General features: G+C 39.8%; 24 protein-coding genes, 1 pseudogene and 2 riboswitches. Of the genes and pseudogenes, 18 read left to right on the forward strand and 7 right to left on the reverse strand.

The features are described 5' to 3' along the window. Positions 1-268 precede the first annotated feature (268 nt). Positions 269-400 carry an AAA family ATPase gene (locus tag CYJ36_RS24240; protein ID WP_257962398.1) on the forward strand — a complete coding sequence of 44 codons (132 nt, stop codon included), beginning with the start codon at positions 269-271 and terminating at the stop codon, positions 398-400. 31 nt (positions 401-431) lie between these two features. After that, positions 432-584, forward strand: coding sequence for a hypothetical protein (locus CYJ36_RS24245; RefSeq protein ID WP_224773311.1), 153 nt, complete (start codon positions 432-434; stop codon positions 582-584). 254 nt (positions 585-838) lie between these two features. Here CYJ36_RS24245 and CYJ36_RS02745 read toward each other — a convergent pair whose 3' ends face one another. Then, the gene (locus CYJ36_RS02745) at positions 839-1,174 is read right to left on the reverse strand and encodes a DUF3905 domain-containing protein (protein WP_101564551.1); all 336 of its coding nucleotides are present in this window, start codon (positions 1,172-1,174) and stop codon (positions 839-841) included. Positions 1,175-1,364: 190 nt separating this feature from the next. On the opposite strand from CYJ36_RS02745, the gene CYJ36_RS23500 reads away from it, so the two are divergent. The 3 genes from CYJ36_RS23500 to CYJ36_RS02750 all read left to right on the forward strand — a co-directional run bounded on the left by CYJ36_RS23500 (position 1,365) and on the right by CYJ36_RS02750 (position 1,943). Continuing rightward, the gene (locus CYJ36_RS23500; protein WP_180850026.1) at positions 1,365-1,502 is read left to right on the forward strand and encodes a hypothetical protein; all 138 of its coding nucleotides are present in this window, start codon (positions 1,365-1,367) and stop codon (positions 1,500-1,502) included. A gap of 88 nt (positions 1,503-1,590) precedes the next feature. Continuing rightward, positions 1,591-1,767, forward strand: coding sequence for a hypothetical protein (locus CYJ36_RS23505; protein ID WP_180850028.1), 177 nt, complete (start codon positions 1,591-1,593; stop codon positions 1,765-1,767). Then, complete coding sequence (locus CYJ36_RS02750) at positions 1,764-1,943, forward strand: hypothetical protein (RefSeq protein ID WP_101564553.1); 180 nt, start codon at positions 1,764-1,766, stop codon at positions 1,941-1,943. Before CYJ36_RS23505 ends, CYJ36_RS02750 begins: the two co-directional genes overlap by 4 nt. Positions 1,944-2,124: 181 nt before the next feature. Here CYJ36_RS02750 and CYJ36_RS02755 read toward each other — a convergent pair whose 3' ends face one another. Both CYJ36_RS02755 and CYJ36_RS02760 read right to left on the reverse strand, forming a co-directional pair. Then, on the reverse strand, positions 2,125-3,894 hold the full coding sequence (locus CYJ36_RS02755) for a B12-binding domain-containing radical SAM protein (protein WP_101564555.1): 1,770 nt from the start codon (positions 3,892-3,894) through the stop codon (positions 2,125-2,127). A gap of 116 nt (positions 3,895-4,010) precedes the next feature. Further along, a complete protein-coding gene (locus tag CYJ36_RS02760; protein WP_101565631.1) occupies positions 4,011-5,057 on the reverse strand; it encodes an acyltransferase family protein in 1,047 nt (348 codons plus the stop codon). Positions 5,058-5,348: 291 nt separating this feature from the next. Here CYJ36_RS02760 and CYJ36_RS02765 point away from each other — a divergent pair, with 291 nt between their 5' ends. From CYJ36_RS02765 to CYJ36_RS02785, 6 genes and pseudogenes are all read left to right on the forward strand, one after another. After that, positions 5,349-7,535 (forward strand): PAS domain-containing sensor histidine kinase, encoded by a 2,187-nt coding sequence (locus CYJ36_RS02765; protein ID WP_101564558.1) that lies wholly within the window; start codon positions 5,349-5,351, stop codon positions 7,533-7,535. Positions 7,536-7,546: 11 nt separating this feature from the next. Beyond that, positions 7,547-8,041: a methylated-DNA--[protein]-cysteine S-methyltransferase gene (locus tag CYJ36_RS02770; protein ID WP_101564560.1), complete on the forward strand. Its 495-nt coding sequence runs from the start codon at positions 7,547-7,549 to the stop codon at positions 8,039-8,041. 83 nt (positions 8,042-8,124) lie between these two features. Further along, entirely contained in the window at positions 8,125-8,247 is a 123-nt protein-coding gene (locus CYJ36_RS24250) for a hypothetical protein (protein WP_257962375.1), read from the forward strand. 34 nt (positions 8,248-8,281) lie between these two features. Further along, positions 8,282-9,112, forward strand: a complete 831-nt coding sequence (kynA, locus tag CYJ36_RS02775) for a tryptophan 2,3-dioxygenase (RefSeq protein ID WP_101564562.1) — start codon at positions 8,282-8,284, stop codon at positions 9,110-9,112. Positions 9,113-9,304: 192 nt separating this feature from the next. Beyond that, positions 9,305-9,885, forward strand: a pseudogene (locus CYJ36_RS02780) (metalloregulator ArsR/SmtB family transcription factor). A 34-nt stretch (positions 9,886-9,919) separates the two neighbouring features. Further along, a complete protein-coding gene (locus CYJ36_RS02785; RefSeq protein ID WP_101564564.1) occupies positions 9,920-10,405 on the forward strand; it encodes a GNAT family N-acetyltransferase in 486 nt (161 codons plus the stop codon). Positions 10,406-10,563: 158 nt separating this feature from the next. On the opposite strand, the gene mtnA is transcribed toward CYJ36_RS02785, so the two are convergent. The 3 genes from mtnA to CYJ36_RS02800 all read right to left on the reverse strand — a co-directional run bounded on the left by mtnA (position 10,564) and on the right by CYJ36_RS02800 (position 14,140). Further along, positions 10,564-11,622, reverse strand: a complete 1,059-nt coding sequence (gene mtnA, locus CYJ36_RS02790; protein ID WP_101564566.1) for an S-methyl-5-thioribose-1-phosphate isomerase — start codon at positions 11,620-11,622, stop codon at positions 10,564-10,566. Positions 11,623-11,634: 12 nt separating this feature from the next. After that, complete coding sequence (gene mtnK / locus CYJ36_RS02795) at positions 11,635-12,825, reverse strand: S-methyl-5-thioribose kinase (protein ID WP_101564568.1); 1,191 nt, start codon at positions 12,823-12,825, stop codon at positions 11,635-11,637. Positions 12,826-13,008: 183 nt separating this feature from the next. Continuing rightward, positions 13,009-13,169: riboswitch (SAM riboswitch) on the reverse strand. 182 nt (positions 13,170-13,351) lie between these two features. Next, the gene (locus tag CYJ36_RS02800; RefSeq protein ID WP_101564570.1) at positions 13,352-14,140 is read right to left on the reverse strand and encodes a carbon-nitrogen family hydrolase; all 789 of its coding nucleotides are present in this window, start codon (positions 14,138-14,140) and stop codon (positions 13,352-13,354) included. Between the two features lie 100 nt (positions 14,141-14,240). On the opposite strand from CYJ36_RS02800, the gene CYJ36_RS02805 reads away from it, so the two are divergent. The 5 genes from CYJ36_RS02805 (at position 14,241) to CYJ36_RS02825 (ending at position 18,923) form a co-directional block, all read left to right on the forward strand. Further along, the gene (locus CYJ36_RS02805; RefSeq protein WP_101564572.1) at positions 14,241-15,413 is read left to right on the forward strand and encodes a pyridoxal phosphate-dependent aminotransferase; all 1,173 of its coding nucleotides are present in this window, start codon (positions 14,241-14,243) and stop codon (positions 15,411-15,413) included. Between the two features lie 236 nt (positions 15,414-15,649). Further along, a riboswitch (SAM riboswitch) is annotated at positions 15,650-15,758 on the forward strand. Between the two features lie 81 nt (positions 15,759-15,839). Then, positions 15,840-17,078: a 2,3-diketo-5-methylthiopentyl-1-phosphate enolase gene (mtnW, locus tag CYJ36_RS02810; protein ID WP_101565632.1), complete on the forward strand. Its 1,239-nt coding sequence runs from the start codon at positions 15,840-15,842 to the stop codon at positions 17,076-17,078. Next, positions 17,075-17,737: a 2-hydroxy-3-keto-5-methylthiopentenyl-1-phosphate phosphatase gene (locus tag CYJ36_RS02815; protein WP_101564574.1), complete on the forward strand. Its 663-nt coding sequence runs from the start codon at positions 17,075-17,077 to the stop codon at positions 17,735-17,737. The genes mtnW and CYJ36_RS02815 overlap by 4 nt, the downstream gene beginning before the upstream one ends. Beyond that, positions 17,734-18,372, forward strand: a complete 639-nt coding sequence (locus CYJ36_RS02820) for a methylthioribulose 1-phosphate dehydratase (RefSeq protein ID WP_101564576.1) — start codon at positions 17,734-17,736, stop codon at positions 18,370-18,372. Before CYJ36_RS02815 ends, CYJ36_RS02820 begins: the two co-directional genes overlap by 4 nt. A gap of 17 nt (positions 18,373-18,389) precedes the next feature. Further along, a complete protein-coding gene (locus CYJ36_RS02825) occupies positions 18,390-18,923 on the forward strand; it encodes a 1,2-dihydroxy-3-keto-5-methylthiopentene dioxygenase (protein ID WP_101564578.1) in 534 nt (177 codons plus the stop codon). A 78-nt stretch (positions 18,924-19,001) separates the two neighbouring features. Here CYJ36_RS02825 and CYJ36_RS02830 read toward each other — a convergent pair whose 3' ends face one another. Further along, positions 19,002-19,187: a hypothetical protein gene (locus tag CYJ36_RS02830; RefSeq protein WP_101564580.1), complete on the reverse strand. Its 186-nt coding sequence runs from the start codon at positions 19,185-19,187 to the stop codon at positions 19,002-19,004. Between the two features lie 263 nt (positions 19,188-19,450). Here CYJ36_RS02830 and cbpA point away from each other — a divergent pair, with 263 nt between their 5' ends. Together cbpA and CYJ36_RS02840 are read left to right on the forward strand one after the other, a co-directional pair. Beyond that, positions 19,451-20,104 carry a cyclic di-AMP binding protein CbpA gene (cbpA, locus tag CYJ36_RS02835; RefSeq protein WP_101564583.1) on the forward strand — a complete coding sequence of 218 codons (654 nt, stop codon included), beginning with the start codon at positions 19,451-19,453 and terminating at the stop codon, positions 20,102-20,104. A 212-nt stretch (positions 20,105-20,316) separates the two neighbouring features. Beyond that, positions 20,317-20,718 carry a catalase-related domain-containing protein gene (locus CYJ36_RS02840; RefSeq protein ID WP_257962376.1) on the forward strand — a complete coding sequence of 134 codons (402 nt, stop codon included), beginning with the start codon at positions 20,317-20,319 and terminating at the stop codon, positions 20,716-20,718. The last annotated feature ends 58 nt before the right edge of the window (positions 20,719-20,776 follow it).

The following is a 20,776-nucleotide window of genomic DNA, read 5'->3' on the forward strand; positions in this document are numbered from 1 at the left end:
CTCCTTAATTAAGGGGCTAATGCTAGAAACGAGACAATGCTTATTCCGAATCGGGAGCCTACCTGTAATAAGGTAAGTGTCCTTTTTATTGGAATAAAAGATTGAGTTAATCCTCTAATTTTGAAATAATTATCGGAAGTTTAGTTAATAATCAAAGTTTTAAATTATATGGATTAAATATTGAAGGGTGAGTACTTGTGAAGGGGAAATTTGATGTAGATGAAATGATAATTCGTAAATGTAATGGTTTACTCCTTTAGTGGTCATGATGTGCGGTGTAGCAGGTTCCGGAAAGACTACATTCGCTCAACAATTAGAAAAGAAAGGTTTTGTACGTCTTTCTATAGACGAAGAAATTTGGTCGAGTAAGGGTCATTATTTTATTGACTATCCCGCCTGAAAAGTATGAGCAATACAAGGAAGATGCAGTAGTGAAATTACGCAATCAATTGGTAAAATTAATTCAACGAAGCCAACGTTTTGATGCAAATGCAGCTTTTCCTATAACAGAAGATATTTTGACTTCTTTTCTTATTGCTTTTGAAGTACCTAAAGGCGAGGGGGAAATTGTTATTGAGCACTAAAGGTGTAATGTTCTTGCTCGGATGGCATTTGAAGAAGAATATCGATCCCTCAAAAATCCGGTGCTTTAAAAGAACACTGAAGGAACTCCAAATTAAGTAGGAGTTCCCTTTTAATGTATTAGAAAAGCAAGTCAATTAATAAGATTCTGCTGCCGCAGCAGATTCCTGCTAACCTATTTCCAATATTGCTTATAATGAAATGTTGATGTGTTTACACCCTTCAAATGAACCTGTTTCTTAAATGCTGCTTTTCTTTAATCCTGTCCATAACTCACATCTTTATCAGGGTGGGAGAAAGGAAATCCATTTGGTTTTTTCTTACTTTCGATGAGCTCACGGTTCTCACTTGTATTCCAGCCGATATCATTTGTGGGGTGCACCCATTGATCGCCTGCCATAATCTCAGGATCGACTTCATCGCTCCACTGATTTAATGGAGAGTGCTTCGAATCATAAAAACTATCGCCAATGACAACGCCGTGTTCATTGATAAACGGTTTTTGCATACTGATTCCTGTGCCTTTCCACGATGGTGCATTTGCTTGATGAGGCAGCGTTTCTTCTAAAGAAAAGCTGTCTTTTTCAGTCATCGACATCACCTCAAAGGTAGTATGTTCGTTTTTTAGTATTTTTATGAAAGGTTTGACTTATTTTCGGTAATGCTAATAAAAATGGCTGTTTCCGTTTGCGTGAAAAGACTAAATCCCTTAGATAATAAAGGTTTGCTGCTCTTTAAATGCGCAATGATTTAGAAATGAGCCTAAAAAAGGAGTGATCGCAATGAATCAGCAATTTCCAGTTGCAATGCTGCAGGAAGAATACTTGGAAAAAGTAAAGAAAATGGAGAAGGAGCTTCGTGAAGAAACTGGTGAAGAGATCGTTCTTATTGCCTACCAGCATCAGCATGAAAGAAATTGACTCGTTTTCCCTCTCATAAGATTCCGAAAAAGATTTACACTAAGAACAGTGAGTAGAGCTCACTATTTTCTTGCGAGGGGGATTTACTATGAAACGAAAAGCTGCAAGAGATCAAGCAATCAAGAATAATTTTACGCCTAAAGAAAGTTTGCCTGATACTGAGTTCTCGGCTGAAGCTGCATACAGTCAGGAAAATCCTATAAAGGGCGCAAACCGCAACAGTAAAAATGGAAGCAAAGGGCGTTCCGGAGGATCGTTCTCATGACAAAGAAAACGCTCAAAAGCAAGGATAGCGGACAGCATAAAAAGCCGATGGAACCGAGTCTTCTTGAGGAAGAGTTTGGCTCTGAAATGGGTGATTATAATTCCACGAAGATTTTAGATACACTTGCAGAGAAAAAAGAAAAGAAATGCAAAAAAAGCGAAAAGCAAGAGGATTAAACCTCTCGCTTTTCGCTTTTTTAGAAGATATAAGAAAGAATAAAAATTTGTGCATTGATGGCGAGCGGAATCGCCCAACTCCTCGGCCATAACAAATCCGCAGGAAAAGTCAAACCCGGACTTTTCTGCCGGATTCTTTTCTGTCATGCCTGCACTAAACGGGCCATCCGCATTTCTAATCTCAGCTAACCTTATCTTCGAGCTTTTGCTCTGTCACTGCATAAGGAGTTGTTTTTAGCGAAATTGGATCGTAATGGACGAGTATAATACTTTCCCCCATGATCAGTTCACCGGTTTTTAAATAGGCGTCCAGCTGAAACGGCACTTTATCGAGCACGGTGTGCTTGTACAAATCTTTCTCAGCAAATTCCTTTTTTTCAAACTCATCGCCAAGCAGGCTTGGTTTAGAGAGAATACTTTGATAAAGTTTGCTTCTTTCCATTTTAGACAGCATATCATCCCACCAAGGTTTGCGCGGCTTATGCTTTTGAGAAACCAAATAATCAAATTTCATAAAGCCTTCTGCAACTGCTGCCTGCTCAACGTAATGAGCGGATAAGAATGTATGAAGCCGTTTAAACAAGTCTTCGAGCTGATGACCGATTCTGACCCATCCTTTTTCGTCCCAATATTTTCCGAACGCCTGGAAAAAGTCAAACGGTGTAGGAAAGACATGGTTGATTAAGTACTCGACTGTCGCATCCATCCGATGATCGTTCCAATATTTCTCCAAAACATCTTCCACTTGTTTGATTTTCACAATGTCCTCAAACGGGAGCACGTTGTTTTTCAAAATTTCATATGGAGAGTGGTCCATATAAACGTAATCATGATCAGCAGCACGCAAACGAAGGCCTGTTCCTCGAAGCATTTTTAAGAAACCGAGCTGCATTTCTTCAGGACGCATCTCAAAGACGTCATTAAATGTTTTTCGGAAGGAAGTGTAATCTTCTTCTGGCAAACCAGCGATTAAATCAAGATGCTGATCAATTTTTCCGCCTTCTTTAACCATTGTTACAGTACGAGTTAATTTACTGAAGTTCTGACGTCTCATGACAAGATCATTTGTCGCATCATTAGTAGACTGAACCCCAATTTCAAAGCGGAACAATCCTTTAGGAGCGTTTTCGTTTAAAAATTGAATAACCTCGGGACGCATAATGTCAGCCGTAATTTCAAATTGAAAGACCGTTCCCGGAAGGTGTTCATCAATCAGGAATTGAAACATTTCCATTGCATAGCTTCTGCTGATGTTGAATGTACGATCTACGAATTTAATCGTTTTTGCACCATTTTTCATTAAATAGCGGATATCATCTTTTACTTTTTCCCGATCAAAATAGCGAACGCCTACTTCTATTGATGAAAGACAGAATTGGCAGCTGAAAGGACAGCCTCTGCTTGTTTCAATATAGGTCACTCGTTTTGAAAGGTGGGGAATATCTTCCTCGAACCGGAAAGGCGACGCTAAATCAGCGAGATTCACTTTATTTCTTTGTGGAGTGATGATAATCGAGCCGTTTTCTCTGAATGCAATTCCGCTTACTTTTTTAAAGTCTTTTCCAGAATGCAGTTCTCCAAGGAATTGCTTAAATGTTTCTTCACCTTCGCCAATGACGATATGATCAACTTCAGGAATCTTCTCCATCCATTCACGTGTATCATACGTTACTTCAGGACCGCCAAGAACGATAATGAGTTCAGGATTAATTTTTTTCATCATTTTAATGATTTTGATTGTTTCTTCAATATTCCATATATAACAGCTAAATCCGACAACTTCGGGCTGCATGCGAAAAAGGTCTGTCACGACATTCATTGCAGGGTCTTTTATCGTATACTCAGCAAGCGTCACGTCAAAATCCGGCTGGGCATGTGCTTTTAAACAGCGCAGGGCAAGACTTGTATGGATGTATTTAGCATTTAATGTACTTATTAGTACAACTTTCATTTAAAACACCACTTCTACTTAATTTTTGAATCAATCTATTTTATCACATTTTAACCATAATAAACGAAGGGTAAAAACATGGAAAACCATCACCTGGCACGGTGATGGTTTTCTGTCTATCGATATTGAACCTTTTCTTCTCTGTTTTTAAAGTGCTTTTTCAAATTTGTTGCTTTTAATTCAATGATTGGCTGTGTCACTGTTTTAACAAAATTTGTCGATAATATAAATGTCAGCAGAACGGAAATTACAATAATCAGTGTGACGCTCTGATAATCCTTCAGCCATTCTAAAGCCTCACTGTTCCTGAATGATCTGACGATGAAGCCATGGAGGAGATAAACATAGAATGTTCTAGTTCCCCAATGCGTGAAGAAGTAGTTTCTCTTTGGAATTAATGAAAAGAAACTAAAGGTCAGGACAAATGTCAAACCATAAAATCCTAAACGGATCCATGCATTTTCCGCACCAACTTCACCGAATGCTGAGTAAGGCTTAGAGCCAAACAGCCATTCATAATCAAAGTCAAGATAGAAATAGGTGATAAACGTTACAATCAAAATGGCAATGGATGCAAAACGAACTTTAGATGTTGTTAGTTTTTTGAAATGAGATTTATCAAGATAGAATCCTGCTAAAAAGAGCGGGAAAAACACAAATGTTCTTGATACACTTAAGTAATTGCTTGCAGAATCTACATAGCCTATCGCTACCCCAAGTCCAATAGCAATCAGCATAGCCCATTTCTTATCCAATTTTGTATAGGCGAATAAGAATAGATTCCAGAAAAACAAACTCATCAGGAACCATAATGACCAGTGTGGATCTAATGGATCAACCGTAAGAGTGCTTTCTGATTCGACTAAGAAGTAATACACAGAGTAAATTCCCTGAAAGATTAAATAAGGAATGATCAGTTTTTTAAATATTTTCTGTACATAGCCTTTTTTATTGTAGCCTTTGGCAAAAAATCCAGAGATCAAAATAAAAGCTGGCATATGAAAGGTATATACAAATTTATAGACGTTCAGCATAAATTCATTATCATCAATAAAAGAGCGGATGACATGACCAAACACAACAAGGATGATCAAAATAAATTTCGCATTATCAAAGTAGCTCTCCCGATTTTTCACACTATCACCTATTTTCACAGAAGTCATAAGAGGCTTCACATTATTTTCCGACATGTTTTAGGTATTACTCTTTTACCCATCATAACAAGAGTTTAAAACAGAGAAATTGGAATATAAGCTTTTTTAATGGGATTGTAAAGAACATGTAAGCTAACTGTAAAATGTTATAATATTGCGCTTTTTCTGTCAGAAATTAAATTATTATATAGGTCCTTTGGACTAAAAATGTCATTAAATAGAAAACGGTGAAGGACTATTCAGTAAATTGTAGAATTTAAAAAGGATGAAATTTTGCCCGGCGGCAAGGAGCGAAAAAGCATGAGTCATGTTATAAATAAGTGTGAATTAGCATCGTTGCAGGAGCAGATTGAGGGATTGAAAAAAGAAAACAAAAGCCTGAAGGAAAAAAGCCGTCAACATGAAATTGTCTTTGAAAGTGCAATGGAAGCGATCATCATTATCGATGAAAAGTTTCATTTTATAGATTGCAATCAATCAGCATGCCATCTTTTTCAATTAACAAAAAAAGAGCTTCAAAAGCGGAAGATGTGCGACTTCTTATCACTGGTTCCACATCAGCAGCTGCATAAACAAGTGGAAGAGCTTCGTGATCGCGACCAGGTTGCAGATGAGTTAATCATCAAACTTGATAATGGACAAGTGAAATTTATTGAAATTTCAATTCAGAAAAATGCGCTTGGCACGAGGCATTTAGCGTTAATGCGGGATATTTCCTCAAATAAAATGCTTGAAAGAGAACGGACAATTAATGAACAGCTATTTAAAGATCTTTTCCATCGCGCTGTCGATGGAATTGTGATTTTTGATGGGAGCGGACAATTCATTGATGCGAACGGATCATTTTGTTCTAATTTTGAGATTGATAAAAGTCAGCTGAGCACCTTTAAACTCCATGATTTTATAGAAGGGGAAAATCAATTTAAGCTTGATAAGCTGTGGTCCATCTTAAATGAAGGGGGACGTGCTAAAGGAGAAATGCCGGTCCTTCTTAAATCTGGCCGGAAAAAGGTATTTGAGTTTACTTCCACATCAAATGTCCTGAGCGGCTTTAATATGGCAATCATGAGAGATATTACTGAAAAGCGGAATATGGAAATGCAGCTTTTCAAAAGTGAAGAGCGATTCAGGGAGATTTTCGAAAATGCGATTGATGCTATCATTATTTGGAACAATGACGGCAGAATTATCTCTGCAAATCAGTCTGCAAGCCGTACGTTTGAATTGTCGGTTGAAAATTTAATCAGCAGCAGAATTTATGATTTTATTGATTTAAACGATTTGAAATTCAGAGCTGCCAGAAAAGAATATATACGCTCAGGTGCCATTCGGGAAGAATTATTATTTTATATGCCAAACGGACAATGCAAACAGCTTGAATTCACGTCAAAAATGGACGTAACGGATGGCCATCACTTAACCATTCTCAGAAATGTGAGCGACCGAAAAAGAATGGAAAAAGAGCTTCGTGAAAGCGAACAAAAATTCAGGAAAATATTTAATGGCGCTATGGACGGCATCGTTCTGCTTGATGATAGCTACAATATTATTGATGCAAATCCGACAGCAAGCTTCATTCTCGATATTCCGCTGGAACATATTCATAAATACAACCTCCATGAGCTTATTTCTTACGATAAGATGGAAAGCGGATCGATGCATTTCTTTGATGAAATGACAGAGGAAATACCGTTTAAGCTTCAAAACAATAAAGAGAAAATTCTTGAATTTTCGTTAAAGAGAAACATTATTGAAAACTTGAACCTTGCCATATTCCGAGACATTACTGAAAAGAAGGAATTGGAGGAACGTTTGCGCAAATCGGACACGCTGAGCGTGGTAGGAGAGCTTGCAGCAGGGATTGCACATGAAATCCGTAATCCTATGACAGCTTTAAAAGGCTTCATTCAGCTCCTTGAAGCGAATGTAAAAGAAGATTTCTCAATGTACTTTAATGTGATTACATCTGAATTAAGCAGAATTGAATCCATTATTACAGAGTTTCTGATTCTGGCGAAACCGCAGGCCATTTCGTATCAGGAAAAAGACGTTGTGACGATCATGAAAGAAACAATTGATCTTCTGAATGCCCAGGCTATTTTAGTTAATGTTCAAATTCAGCTGAACCATAACGGTTCCGTTCCGCTCGTTTATTGCGAGCCTAATCAGCTCAAACAGGTATTTATCAATATTTTGAAAAATGCAATCGAAGTCATGCCAAGCGGTGGAACCATTCAAGTCGATATTTTTATGAAAAATGAGAATGAGCTGAAAATCACCATTATTGATGAAGGTTCCGGCATACCGGAGGACAAAATAAAAAGGCTAGGCGAACCTTTTTATACAACAAAAGACAGAGGAACAGGCCTCGGTTTAATGGTAAGCTATAAAATTATTGAAGAGCATTGCGGCATTGTTGAAGTAGAAAGCAAAGTCGGAAACGGCACAGCCTTTCATATCACCTTGCCAATCAAACAAACGATGTGAAAGGAAATTATATGCATTTTTATACAACAGCAGACACACCGATTGGCACGCTGATCATATCAGCTTCTGATGATTTTATTACCAGGCTGTTTCTTACAGCTGGACAATTTGAAGAGCACCTGCAGCACAATCCGATGACACAATCTGATGATCATCCTTTGCTAATCGAAGCAAAAAAACAATTATTCGATTACTTTGAAGGCAAACGAACTCAATTTGAACTTCCATTCAGGCAGTCAGGCACATCCTTTCAAGAACAAGTGTGGAATGCGCTTGCGGAGATCCCTTATGGAGAATCATGGACGTATTTAGATGTAGCCGTGAAAATCGGAAATCCAAAAGCTGTCCGTGCAATCGGACAAGCAAACAAGTCAAATTCACTGCCTATTTTCATACCATGCCACCGAGTCATTGGCACGAGCGGTAAGCTGACAGGATATGCAGGCACGAAAACAGATCTTAAGGCCGCTCTTCTTGACCTTGAAAAAATTTCGTATCGATTGTGATTTGCTTGTCACATACATACCCTTGCGACATAGTATTTAGTATAGTGAAAAAAGTTGCCTGATAGCAAAACGGGGTGAGTATGATGCGAATCTGGAAACGTCCAAGCAAACTTGCATTCTACGCTGATTTATTTTCAAAAATGAATGTGATTACAGAAGATCAAAAAAAGACCATTTTGACTAAAAATAAGAAGTTCAGCATTTGACTGAGCTTCTTTGCTGTGACGAGGGGGAATTTAAATGGGAGATCCGAAAGATGAAAAAGGAATATATACCGATTTTATAAATCGCATGACATACGGGGAATACTTGCATCTGGATACGCTGCTCAGCAGTCAAAAGCGATTGTCCGGACACCATGACGAAATGCTGTTTATCATCATACATCAAGTAAGCGAGCTATGGATGAAGCTGATTTTGCATGAATTGCAGGCAAGCATCGAAGCTATTGAAAAAGGAGATTTATCACTGGCATTCAAGATGCTGGCACGGGTATCAAAAATTCAGTCGCAAATCATTGAGGCATGGGATGTTCTATCAACCTTGACTCCATCTGAATATGTACAGTTTCGCGACAAGCTTGGACAGGCTTCCGGCTTTCAATCCCATCAGTACCGAATGATTGAATTTGCACTGGGGTACAAAACACGGCATGTCCTTGAAATTTATAAAAAAGATCCAAATTTGCATCAAGCATTATCTGAAGCTTTGAGCAAACCAAGCATCTATGATGTTTCCATAATAACACTGGCATCAGCGGGATTGCCCATTCCGGATGAGGCCCTGAACAGGGATGTCTCCGTGACATATGAAGGCAATCCCGCTGTTGAAGCTGCATGGCTTGAGGTATATCGCAACCCTGATGCGTACTGGGATTTGTATGAGCTGGCTGAAAAACTGATTGATATAGAAGATTGGCTGCAGCAGTGGCGTTTCAGACACATGAAAACTGTGGAACGCATTATTGGGTTTAAAAAAGGAACTGGAGGATCATCGGGTGTTACTTATTTGAAGAAAGTCTTGGATCATCGTTTTTTTCCAGAGCTATGGGATATCCGCACTAAATTATGAACACTTGCCTCAGCCTTAGGGTTCATTACTGCCATTTACGCAGACTGGTAAATGAGAAGGAAAGAAGAGCAGCATTCCGAATGAGGGATGCTGCTCTTTTTTATGCTGTGATTTAATAAAAAACCAAATTGACAGAAGGATTCCAATTAGATTATCATCTAATTAGATAGTAATCTAATTGGAGGCGGTCTTTTGCAGCTGAATAAACTAGTCACATTTCATAAAGTCATGGGGGATGCAACGCGTATCCGTATTCTGGCTCTTCTTTCAAAAGGGCCTAAGAATGGCCAGGCGCTTGCAGGCATACTTGGATTGACTCCTCCAACCATTACACATCATTTAACAAAGCTTAGAGAAATCAGCATTATTTCTGAAAAAAGGGTGAAAAACACCATTTACTTTCAAGTGAATGAAAAGCTGCTTCAGCAGCTTTCACATGGAATGATGGATATCATAACAGGCAAAGGGGAGCTTGAGATGAATCAGGAGAAAACAGGCGAGCATACAAAAATACTAGGAAATTACTTAACAAAAGATGGAAAACTGAAAACAATCCCGCCTCAAAGGAAAAGAAGATTAATAGTCCTATATCATTTAGCAAAAGGCTTTGAAGCTGGAAAAAATATCCTGAGAAAGAAATAAATGAATACATTAAACAATTTCACGAGGATTTTGCAACCATTCGCAGAGAATTTATCGTTAATCACATCATGTACCGTGAGGATGGAGTCTATGAGCTGAATCCAAAGGAACTTTGGGCGAAAATTGATTAACATCGAAAATTAGCTGAAAGGATTATGTGAAAAAATGATTACATTCGAATTCAGACAGGATCGCCATTTGCCAATTGAATTGGAGATCATGAACTCCAACCCGGAATTCAATCAAATTTCAAATGGGAAGACTCATCTTAACCAAGAAGATTTAGATAAGGAACGGCAAGAAGGAAAAGCTGTACATGCGAAGCGATATGTAATCAAGGAGCATGAACAATATATCGGTATCATTGAATATTGCCCATTAAACCCAAATGATGGAAAGCCTTGGATTGGATTATTTGTGATGCATAAGGATTTCCAAGGGAAAGGTCTTGCAAAACTTGCTTATGAAAACGCAGAAGCACATCTTGCTGCAGAAGGTTTCAAGGAAATCAGACTCGGTGTTCTGAAAAATAATGTTCGGGGCATTAGGTTTTGGGAACGAATGGGGTATACAGCTTTTAAAGAAGGCATGCATGAGAATAAGCCGATTTTTCATTATCAGAAGAGAATAAAAGAGAGCGATAATATATAATGAAAAAGGAAAAGAGCTCTCTGGTGAGGGCTCTTACTCTATTAGAAAATAATTTATCAGTGTAAATAGAAGTTTTATCAGTTTAAGACTATTTTTCAGAATTGCAAGGGTCTAGATCAAGAATCCGTGTGCCCTTACCAAAGCAGCAGTCCGTCTGCTTATGCTTCTGCCCTGAATACATTCTGAATTTCATTGCTTAAATCTCCTGATAGAACTCCTCTTTCTGTAATGATTCCTGTAATCAGGTGATGTGGAGTCACGTCAAAGGCAGGATTGAATACTTTCACATTATCCGGGGCAATTTGCTGACCGCCGAAATGTGTAATTTCCTTAGGGTCCCTCTCTTCGATTGGGATGCCTGAACCATTTTTCGTTTCAATGTCAAACGTAGAAAGCGGTGCTGCCACATAAAACGGAATTTGAAAGGCATTTGCTAAAAGAGCAAGATTATAGGTTCCGATTTTATTGGCTGTATCACCATTAGCTGCAATTCGGTCTGCGCCAACGATAATGGCAGAAATTCCTTTAGAGAAAATAGTATGTGCCGCCATATTGTCAGTAATGAGCGTCACATCAATATCAGCCTGCATGAGCTCCCATGCTGTCAGCCGTGCCCCCTGCAAAACTGGGCGGGTTTCACACGCAAAAACAGAAAGATTAATTTCTTTTTCTTTTGCAAGGTAGAATGGGGCAAGAGCTGTGCCATAGCGAGCTGTTGCGATTGAGCCTGCATTGCATATGGTCATCACAGAATCACCGTCTTTGAAAAGGGGAAGAGCATGTTCCCCAATACTGCGGCATGTGGCCTCGTCCTCGACTTGGATTTGAATCGCTTCATGAATCAGGATCGTTTTCGCTTCATTCACTGAAACAGCTGCCTGCACACTTTTCAGCAATCTGCCGAGCGCCCAAAATAGATTAACAGCAGTAGGCCTTGAAGTGGCAAGGTAATCATGATCAAGGGAAAGCTGCTGATGAAATTCATCTAATGCTTCGGTTTCATACTGTTTTGCAGCGAGTGCAAGTCCAAATGCAGCAGTGATGCCGATTGCAGGAGCACCGCGCACTTTTAAGGCTTTGATGGCATCCCATACGTCTGATAAGGTGTGCAGATGGATGTATTCTGTCACGGCAGGCAGCTTTTGCTGATCAAGCAGTCGAATATAGGTTTCTTTCCACTCAACAGATCGGGGGATTATGGTGTTTGTATAAGACATGATGTTTTCTCCTTATCTGACAGGCACTTGTTTGAAATGTTCTGCAATGTCTGCTGTTGTTTTAATGGTTTCACGATTTTTAATAAGCTTGCTTCCAAGATGAAGGGCACGCTGCTTTGCCTCGATTTTTTGCTCAAGAGGTTCAATGGAATCAAGATCTGCAACGTGTGCAAGTCCGATTGTCCTCCGGATGATTTCGATTCCTGCAAAACCAATAGCATCTTCAAATGCTTTTTCTAAAATGAACGGGAGATAGCCTGGAACCTTAGTGAAAACTTCCAAACTGTCAATATTCCATGCTTTTGAAAATACTTCAGCAAACACATCCCAAACGGTCTCAATATGGTCTAGAAGTACTTGCTGTTTCTCTTCTTCTCTTGAGATCGCATTCATCAATAGATTAGCGATGAAATGGCCGATATCAAATCCAATCGGACCATAATATGCGAACTCAGGATCAATCACCTTTGTCTCAGTGTCACTGGCAAAAATACTGCCTGTATGAAGATCACCGTGTACAAGAGTCTCTGCCTCGGTTAAAAATTTATGTTTTAGTTTGGCTACTTCAAGCTTTAGGTGATGATCATTCCAGATTTGTTCAGCATCATGTCTCAGTTCTTCTTCAAAGCTGTTCGATTCTAAATCGAAAAACGGATCAGTAAACACAAAATCTTCTGTAATTTTGCAAAGCTCAGGGTTTGAGAACTGTTTCACCAGCTGCTTTTTCGTTTGCGGATTCAGAGCAAAATCAGAATGGTAGAAAAGTGTTTTTCCTAAAAATTCACCGATATGGCGGGATAAAAGAGGGAAGTCTTTTCCTTCAATCAAACCGGCTCTTGCAATCTGTAAATGAGAGAGGTCCTCCATAGCGGTTATGGCCAGCGTCTCATCAGAATAATAGATTTTTGGCACATATGAACTTGCAAATTCAGCTTGTTTAAGCAGTGCGCTGCTTTCAATCCGGGCACGGTCAAGCGTCAATGGCCAGCTTTCACCAAGAACTTTTGCATAAGGGAGCGCTTGTTTAATGATGATCCCTTTCTGATGTTCATTGACGATGTGAAAAACAAGATTCAAGTTGCCGTCTCCAATTTCCCTGCAAGTCAGAACGCTTTTCTCTTCGAATAATCCGAGTCTCAAGGCGAGAGCAATAGCGGCACTTTCCGTTAATGGTTCATAAGCAGCAAATCGATTTTTTGACATGGTATTTAACCCTCCAGTTTATTGATTAGAGGCTTTTCATGGCAAGAACAAAAGCGCAGGCGCTGCAGCTTACGCAGATAACTTTATTTCAATATCTGCAACTATTTGCCTTTTATATTTTCCTAAACCATAAGAAAAGCCTCTTTCCACAGTGAAAGAGGCTTGAAGGCATAGGCTTCGCACCTCTTATCTGCCAGAAAGAACTTCTTTCTGTTGGAATTAGCACCGTGCCTTGTAGGAGGACTCTCCTCGCGCATAAAATACTGCGCCCCATTTTACAATGGTTTTACGGTCGGTTGCTGGGCGTCATCGGGCCAAATCCCTCAGCCTACTCTTGATAAGAGATAGTATGAAATTGTTTTTTAATAAAAAATGTATATTCGGACTATTTTAAATATATCACTTGTTTTGAATCTTAACAGGTATAATAAAAAAAAGTCAATCCTTTTTTTAGACTCATTTCTTATAAATTTCTAGAACGACTAACAATAATAAAGTAAGGACCTTGAAACGAAAAAACACTTTTTTAAGAGTAAAAATGAGGAAGTCGGTCTTCAAAAATAGGAATTTGTTTCCTGATTTCCTTTACTTTCCCCATCTCAAGCATGGTTGTTAGAGAAGCTGGTTCTGTGCCAGCTTCAGCCAAAATCTCTCCCCAAGGGTCAATAATCATAGAATGGCCGGCGAATTCATTTTTTGGATCTCTGCCTGAACGGTTGCAGGCAACAATATAACATTGATTTTCAATGGCACGGCTGATCAGCATGGATCTCCAATGATTCACTCTCGGAAGAGGCCATTCAGCCACAACATACAGGACTTCTGCTCCTACGGTCGTATGAGCCCGGATCCATTCTGGAAAACGGATATCATAGCAAATGACCCCGGCACTTTGAATGCCGTCCAATGCAAAGAGTCCTTTTTCCGAACCGGCGTTTAAGTATAGATGCTCATCCATAAGCTTAAATAAATGCAGCTTGCTGTATTCATGTACAAGCGCCCCGTCTCTGTCGAAAATATACATCGTGTTCGTCACACCTGACTTTGTTTTTTTCGCGATGGAGCCGGCAACGATATTTACTTTATGGGCTTTCGCAAGGCTGCTGATCAATGTTTTTGTCTTATTGCCGTCATGATCCGCTATTTCGTCGAGACGTGTTAAATCATAGCCAGTAGTCCATAGTTCAGGGAGCACGATCACATCAGATTTTTCAGTTTTTACGATTTTTTCAATTTCTTTTTTTACGGTTTCAGCATTTGCTTTTGGTTCTCCAAAGGCAAGGTCTATTTGCAGGCATGTCACTTTTGGATTCATAAAACGTCATCTCCGCCTTAAAATTTTTCTTTACAAGCTGACTCTAACAATATATTATTTTTGACTAGAATTTCAAGAATTTTTTGAGAAGGTGTAAAACATGAAAAACTTTAAACAATCACAGTTATTAAATAAGCTTCCAAAGCAATTTTTTGCAAGCTTGGTAGCGAGAGTAAATGCGAGTATAGAAGCGGGACATGATGTCATTAATTTAGGGCAGGGAAATCCAGATCAGCCGACTCCCCCTCATATCGTGAAGGCGCTTCAAGAGGCAGCTGAAAATCCAAACTATCACAAGTATTCACCGTTTCGCGGACAGAAATTTCTAAAAGAAGCCATCGTGCGATTTTACGAGAGGGAGTATGGTGTCAGCCTAGATCCAGACAAAGAGGTTGCCATTTTGTTTGGGGGAAAAGCAGGGCTTGTAGAAATTCCGCAATGTTTATTAGATCCAGATGATTTAGTGCTGGTGCCGGATCCCGGGTATCCCGATTATTGGTCTGGAGTAGAGCTTTCGCGGGCTAAGATGGAATTTATGCCCCTTTTGAAAGAAAACGAGTTTCTTCCGGATTACGGACAAATTTCAGATGACATGAAACATCAGGCAAAGCTTATGTTTTTAAATTATCCGAACAATCCGACGGGTGCTGTTGCCACAAAGGAATTTTTTGATGAAACGGTTGCGTTTGCAAAAGAAAATGACATTTGTGTCGTTCACGATTTTGCCTATGGAGCCATTGGATTTGACGGAAAAAAACCTGTCAGCTATTTAGAAGCCGAAGGTGCTAAAGAGACAGGGATTGAGATCTACACACTCTCAAAAACGTATAATATGGCAGGCTGGAGAATTGGCTTTGCGATCGGAAATGAAAGTGTGATTGAAGCTATTAATCTGCTGCAGGATCATATGTTTGTCAGCGTATTCAGCGCCATTCAGGAAGCGGCTGCTGCTGCCCTCCTGGAATCACAAACTTGTGTAGAAGAATTAGTAGATCGTTACGAGAGCCGCCGTCGTGTTTTCATTACAGCATTAAACGAAATCGGCTGGAAGGTAGAAGCGCCGCCAGGATCGTTTTTTGTATGGCTGCCGGTTCCAGAAGGCTTTACTTCTGAATCCTTTGCTGATTACCTGCTTGAGCACGCACATGTTTGTGTGGCTCCAGGCATCGGGTTTGGGAGATTTGGAGAAGGGTACGTCAGGGCTGGTCTGTTAACGTCAGAAGACAGATTAAGAGAAGCAGCTGAAAGAATAAAATCGTTGAATCTATTTTAAATTAGAGTTGACAGTCAAAAAAAAAGCTGTCATAATCCAAATTAATTTCATGTAAAATTCAGAACATACAGGAAAAGCGGAAGCTCCTTGGTCAGCGCAGGCATGGCAGATAAGGATCAGACGGAAAAGTCCGGGTTTGACTTCATTGGCGGAGCCGTTCTGACAGAGGAGAAAGGCGCTGAAGCTTAACATCCATGTGAACTATTTTTACTATCCAAAATTACTTAAATAAGCCATTCTTATCAAGAGCAGGTGGAGGGACTAGCCCGATGAAGCCCGGCAACCGACTTAAACTTTGGTTTAAGCACGGTGCTAAATCTTGCAGCATTCGCTGATAGATAAGGATCTTAGCCATGTTAGATAAGGTCTCTTTTCAGTTAGCGGAAAAGGGGCCTTTTTATATTGTTATGGAAGGAAGGTACAGACATGAGCGGAATGACAGCGACATATCTAATCCATGATGAAAAAAATTTAGAAAAAAGAGCAGACGGAATTGCTCTCGGTTTAACGGTTGGGTCATGGACAGACCTTCCTAAACTGACACAAGTTCAATTGCAGCAGCATAAAGGAAGGGTCATCTCAGTTGAAGAAATTGAATCCGATGAAAAGACAGATGCCTACTTAGGCAAACGTGTTAAAAAAGGCTTGATTAAGATTTTTTATCCAGGTGTTAACTTTACGCATGATCTGCCGGCAATTCTCTCTACCGTATTCGGCAAGCTTTCTCTTGACGGTGAAGTGAAGCTCCTTGATTTAGATTTTTCAGATGATATTCTTTCTTCTTTTCAAGGGCCGAAATTTGGGATTAAAGGGATCCGGGAAAAGCTTGGAGTTTTTGACAGACCATTGCTGATGAGCATTTTTAAAGGTGTGATCGGACGTGATCTGAATTTCCTGAAGGATCAGCTTAGAGACCAGGTGCTTGGCGGAGTCGATTTGGTTAAGGATGATGAAATCCTTTTTGAAAATGAATTAACGCCATTTGAAGGTCGCATAACAGCCGGGAGAGAAGTTTTAAGAGAGGTCTATGAGCAGACCGGTCATCGGTCGATGTATGCCGTACATTTATCCGGCAGAACGTATGAGTTAAAAGAAAAAGCGAAGCGTGCAGCAGACCTTGGAGCAGACGCGTTGCTGTTTAACGTATTTGCATACGGACTGGATGTACTTCAAAGCTTAGCCGAGGATAGAGACATTGGTATTCCAATTATGGCACATCCTGCTGTAAGCGGTGCCTTGGCATCATCAAATCTATATGGAATCTCGCATTCTCTTTTACTGGGAAAATTGCTGAGATACAGCGGGGCAGATTTTTCCTTGTTTCCTTCACCGTATGGAAGTGTTGCGCTTGACAGAGATGCTGCACTTGCGATTAGTGCTGCATGTAAAGGAAAAGAAGAGCTGAAAGAAACCTTCCCGGTGCCTTCTGCAGGAATTCATCCCGGACTTGTGCCCATCTTGATTCAGGATTTTGGGCTTGATAGCATCATCAACGCAGGCGGCGGTGTTCATGGCCATCCAAATGGGGCTGCCGGCGGAGGAAAAGCATTCCGTGCAGCAATTGATGCTGCCTTGCATGGAGTTTCTTTATCTGAAAAAGCAAAAACAGATACAGATTTGCAAATCGCATTGGATCTGTGGGGGCAGGTGGAGGTGAGCCGATGAACAAGCCTGTCATTATTTGCGATTTTGACGGAACGATTACGAATAATGACAATATCATCGCCCTTATGAAGAAGTTTGCTCCTTCTGAGTGGAACAGTCTTAAGGACGATGTGTTAAGTCAGCAGATTTCTGTAAGGGATGGAGTAGGGAAAATGTTTCAGCTGATTCCTTCTGAGCTGAAATACGAGATGATTCAATACCTGCTGTTTACCGCCCAAATTCGTGATGGATTTCGTGAATTTGTGCAATTTACGAAGGAAAAAGATATCCCTCTATATATCGTAAGCGGAGGAATCGATTTTTTTGTTCATCCATTATTGAATGGGCTTGTTGATCATGATCGGGTATATTGCAATAAAGCTGATTTCAGCGGTGAAACGATTGAAATTTTATGGCCAAATTCATGCGATGCGCATTGCAGCAATGATTGCGGCTGCTGTAAGCCTAGTTTGATCAGAAAGCTTGCTGACCCGCATCAAGAGGTGATCGTAATCGGTGACTCTGTTACAGATTTAGAAGCATCTAAACTCGCAGACTTTGTGTTTGCAAGGGATTTTCTTCTGGAAAAATGCAAGTCGCTGGAACTTCCTCATCAGGAATTTAAAACGTTTTTTGACGTCATAGAAGGATTGAAAGAAAGGCAGGTGGCGGTTTCATGAGTATTTTAAAACAGAGGTGGAGCGAGCTTGCTGCTGTCAAACGTGAGCTTTCACAGCGTGATTGGTTTCCGGGTACGAGCGGGAACTTAGCGATTAAAGTAAATGCCGAACCCCTCTCTTTTTTAGTAACATCCAGCGGAAAAGACAAGCGGCTTGAAACAGATGAGGATTTTTTGCTGGTAGACGGGGAAGGAGCTCCTCTTGAAGAAACCAATCAAAAGCCTTCTGCTGAAACACTTCTTCACGTGGAAATATATAACCGTACAAATGCTGGCTGCAGCCTTCATGTACATACAACCGACAACAATGTCATCTCCGAGCTTTACGGCGATGATGGAGGGATTACATTTAAAGGACAGGAAATCATTAAAGCGTTTGGACTGTGGGAAGAAGACGCGGAATGGCACATACCCATAATTGAGAATGCAGCGCATATCCCGACACTCGCAAATGATTTCGGACAGTACGTGAAGAAGGATTCAGGAGCTGTCCTAATTAGGAATCACGGCATTACCGCATGGGGAAAAGATGCATTTGAAGCAAAAAAAGTGCTCGAGGCTTGTGAATTTTTATTTTCCTATCATTTGAAATTATTATCTTTAAAGCAAGTCAAATCGCTCTCATTAAAAGCTTAAAAATAGGAGGAATTGGAATGGCAACGATTCGTTTACAAGGGACAAATGAAAGAATTTCAGATCAAAAAGAAGTAGCAGCTTTCCTGGAGTCGCAAGAGGTTATTTATGAATATTGGGATATTGAAAAGCTCCCAGAGAGTTTAAGAGAGAATTTCAAGCTTTCTGATGAACAAAAAGAAGAAATCCTGCAAGTATACAAAGATGAAATTGCTGATATCTCAGAACGCCGCGGCTATAAAGCGCAGGACGTGATCTCGCTGTCAGACAGCACTCCAAACCTTGATCAATTATTAAAAAACTTTCAGCAAGAGCATCATCATACAGATGATGAAGTCCGTTTTATCGTAAACGGACATGGAATTTTCATTATTCAGGGAAAAGATGGCTCGTTCTTTGATGTTGAACTAAATCCTGGCGATTTAATTTCAGTCCCGCCAAACATCCGCCACTACTTCACGCTGCAGCAAGACCGCAAAGTCGTTGCAGTCCGCATCTTTGTGACAGCTGAAGGCTGGGTGCCAATTTACGAAAAAGAAGAGCAGCAAGCTTAATGTTTGAAAATCCCCTTTGCCTGGATGGCAAAGGGGATTTATCCGTTTAAATTGGTGTTTTATCAGTAAAACAAATTTTTATATTATTTTATCGGGCTGAAATTCAACACGGCCGATTCCTGGATTATTCTGGCGGAAACCCATAATCCGGCCGATTCCTGGATTATTCTGGCGGAAACCCATAATCCGGCCGATTCCTGGATTATTCCGGCCAAAAACCAGCATAATCCGGCCAATACTTCGATTATTCCGGCCGAAACTCATAATCCGGCCGATTCCTCAATTATTCCCGACGAATCCATAATCCGGCCAATCGACCAAATTTACCGGAAGTGAGACAAATCCTGGAAAGTTACTATCAATCCTGATACAACCTCATTTGCTACTTTTCTTCCGATAATTTTCCAATTTTTTATCTTTATTGAAACTTACGTTTAAAATCAAAATTATTTAAATTTTCTTTACTCTATGCGGATTGTATGGTAAATTTTCAACAATAAATAAGCAATTAAGGGAGGCTTGTAAAGATGAAGATTCGCTACAATTTCGTCAAGAAAGAGGATGTCAGGTATTGTAAGGCAGATAGCACAGTAAAAGAAGCATATGAGCTGCTGAAGGAGTCAGGATATCGGAGCATTCCTGTTTTAAAAGAGAATGGCACCGTATTTGCAGGTCTCATTTATAAAGTCGATCTGCTTGATCATTATGTGGAAAAGCAAGGAAAAGATGAAGATTCAATCGAAGATTTAATTCAAGATCAGGATGCGTTTATGTATGAAGAAGATTCATTTTTTAAGACGTTCCTTACAATCAGAAGACTTCCATTTTTAGCTGTCCTTAATGAGAAAGAGGAATTTTCAGGCATTATCACACATGGAAATGTCATGGATGTCCTTGAGGACTCATTCGGATTGAAAACAGGCGGCTACATCCTGACAGTTGGTACAAAAGAGCATAAAGGCGCCATCAAAGATCTTGTATCAACAATTAAAGATGTAAACATCGAAGGATTGCTTACATTGGATAATGGAGATACATATTTAAGAAGAATCATCATCAACCTTTCTCACGAAGTATCTGAGAAAAAACTGAACAAAATCATTAAAAAGCTGGAAGGCAAAGAATTCCGGGTGACATCTGTAGATAAAGTAAACACGGGCGAAAAAGCGCTCGCAAAATAACATTTAGTTAACGTTTTAAAAGCAGAATCGAATCATTCGATCTGCTTTTTTTGTGGTAATGATAATTGTTTAGACGTATTTATATTGGACATACAGCTGCCGATTAATGCTCCAAAAAAACGGGTCGCAACTAATCAGCAGGGCGGACAGATGGAATACAAAGTGGACATCGCATCAGGGCAGAATCCGCACGTCAATTACGAGCCCCTGTATTGGGAGGATTAAAAGAAGCAGAGCAAGTCGGCAAGGTGCACGAACCTCATTATAATGAAAAATTAGTACGGGGAAAAATTGAACGTCCAAATGATACAGGACAGGCAGGAGACACGTATCGGTCCTTTGAAGAATGGGAAAAGGAAGAACTGATCTCAAATCTTACAGAGGCTCTTAAAGTTTGTCAGCCTCATATTCAGGAAAAAATGATTGAACATTTTACACACGCAGATAAGGATTATGGAAGACGTATATCTGAAAGCCTTGCAAAAGCCATGGCAAACAAAAGAGGAATCATACTAGCACTGATGATGCTGATCGAGCGGCGGACAAGGCACAAAAAATGGGACATGAAGCAGATCCTTACAGACAAAATAAAAGACCTTTATTTTAATGATTAACTTAAAATAGGGATCTTTTTACATTTTTTATGAAAGTTAATAGCTATTTTTAGTTTTA

Source organism: Bacillus sp. UMB0893 (assembly GCF_002858905.1).
Classification (GTDB): domain Bacteria; phylum Bacillota; class Bacilli; order Bacillales; family Bacillaceae; genus Bacillus_P.

Coding starts and splice junctions, on each gene's coding strand:
- CYJ36_RS24240 (WP_257962398.1), top strand. CDS start 269: ATGTGCGGTGTAGCAGGTTCCGGAAAGACTACATTCGCTCAACAATTA.
- CYJ36_RS02745 (WP_101564551.1), bottom strand. CDS start 1,174: ATGACTGAAAAAGACAGCTTTTCTTTAGAAGAAACGCTGCCTCATCAA.
- CYJ36_RS23500 (WP_180850026.1), top strand. CDS start 1,365: ATGAATCAGCAATTTCCAGTTGCAATGCTGCAGGAAGAATACTTGGAA.
- CYJ36_RS23505 (WP_180850028.1), top strand. CDS start 1,591: ATGAAACGAAAAGCTGCAAGAGATCAAGCAATCAAGAATAATTTTACG.
- CYJ36_RS02750 (WP_101564553.1), top strand. CDS start 1,764: ATGACAAAGAAAACGCTCAAAAGCAAGGATAGCGGACAGCATAAAAAG.
- CYJ36_RS02755 (WP_101564555.1), bottom strand. CDS start 3,894: ATGAAAGTTGTACTAATAAGTACATTAAATGCTAAATACATCCATACA.
- CYJ36_RS02760 (WP_101565631.1), bottom strand. CDS start 5,057: ATGACTTCTGTGAAAATAGGTGATAGTGTGAAAAATCGGGAGAGCTAC.
- CYJ36_RS02765 (WP_101564558.1), top strand. CDS start 5,349: ATGAGTCATGTTATAAATAAGTGTGAATTAGCATCGTTGCAGGAGCAG.
- CYJ36_RS02770 (WP_101564560.1), top strand. CDS start 7,547: ATGCATTTTTATACAACAGCAGACACACCGATTGGCACGCTGATCATA.
- CYJ36_RS24250 (WP_257962375.1), top strand. CDS start 8,125: ATGCGAATCTGGAAACGTCCAAGCAAACTTGCATTCTACGCTGATTTA.
- kynA (WP_101564562.1), top strand. CDS start 8,282: ATGGGAGATCCGAAAGATGAAAAAGGAATATATACCGATTTTATAAAT.
- CYJ36_RS02785 (WP_101564564.1), top strand. CDS start 9,920: ATGATTACATTCGAATTCAGACAGGATCGCCATTTGCCAATTGAATTG.
- mtnA (WP_101564566.1), bottom strand. CDS start 11,622: ATGTCTTATACAAACACCATAATCCCCCGATCTGTTGAGTGGAAAGAA.
- mtnK (WP_101564568.1), bottom strand. CDS start 12,825: ATGTCAAAAAATCGATTTGCTGCTTATGAACCATTAACGGAAAGTGCC.
- CYJ36_RS02800 (WP_101564570.1), bottom strand. CDS start 14,140: ATGAATCCAAAAGTGACATGCCTGCAAATAGACCTTGCCTTTGGAGAA.
- CYJ36_RS02805 (WP_101564572.1), top strand. CDS start 14,241: ATGAAAAACTTTAAACAATCACAGTTATTAAATAAGCTTCCAAAGCAA.
- mtnW (WP_101565632.1), top strand. CDS start 15,840: ATGAGCGGAATGACAGCGACATATCTAATCCATGATGAAAAAAATTTA.
- CYJ36_RS02815 (WP_101564574.1), top strand. CDS start 17,075: ATGAACAAGCCTGTCATTATTTGCGATTTTGACGGAACGATTACGAAT.
- CYJ36_RS02820 (WP_101564576.1), top strand. CDS start 17,734: ATGAGTATTTTAAAACAGAGGTGGAGCGAGCTTGCTGCTGTCAAACGT.
- CYJ36_RS02825 (WP_101564578.1), top strand. CDS start 18,390: ATGGCAACGATTCGTTTACAAGGGACAAATGAAAGAATTTCAGATCAA.
- CYJ36_RS02830 (WP_101564580.1), bottom strand. CDS start 19,187: ATGAGTTTCGGCCGGAATAATCGAAGTATTGGCCGGATTATGCTGGTT.
- cbpA (WP_101564583.1), top strand. CDS start 19,451: ATGAAGATTCGCTACAATTTCGTCAAGAAAGAGGATGTCAGGTATTGT.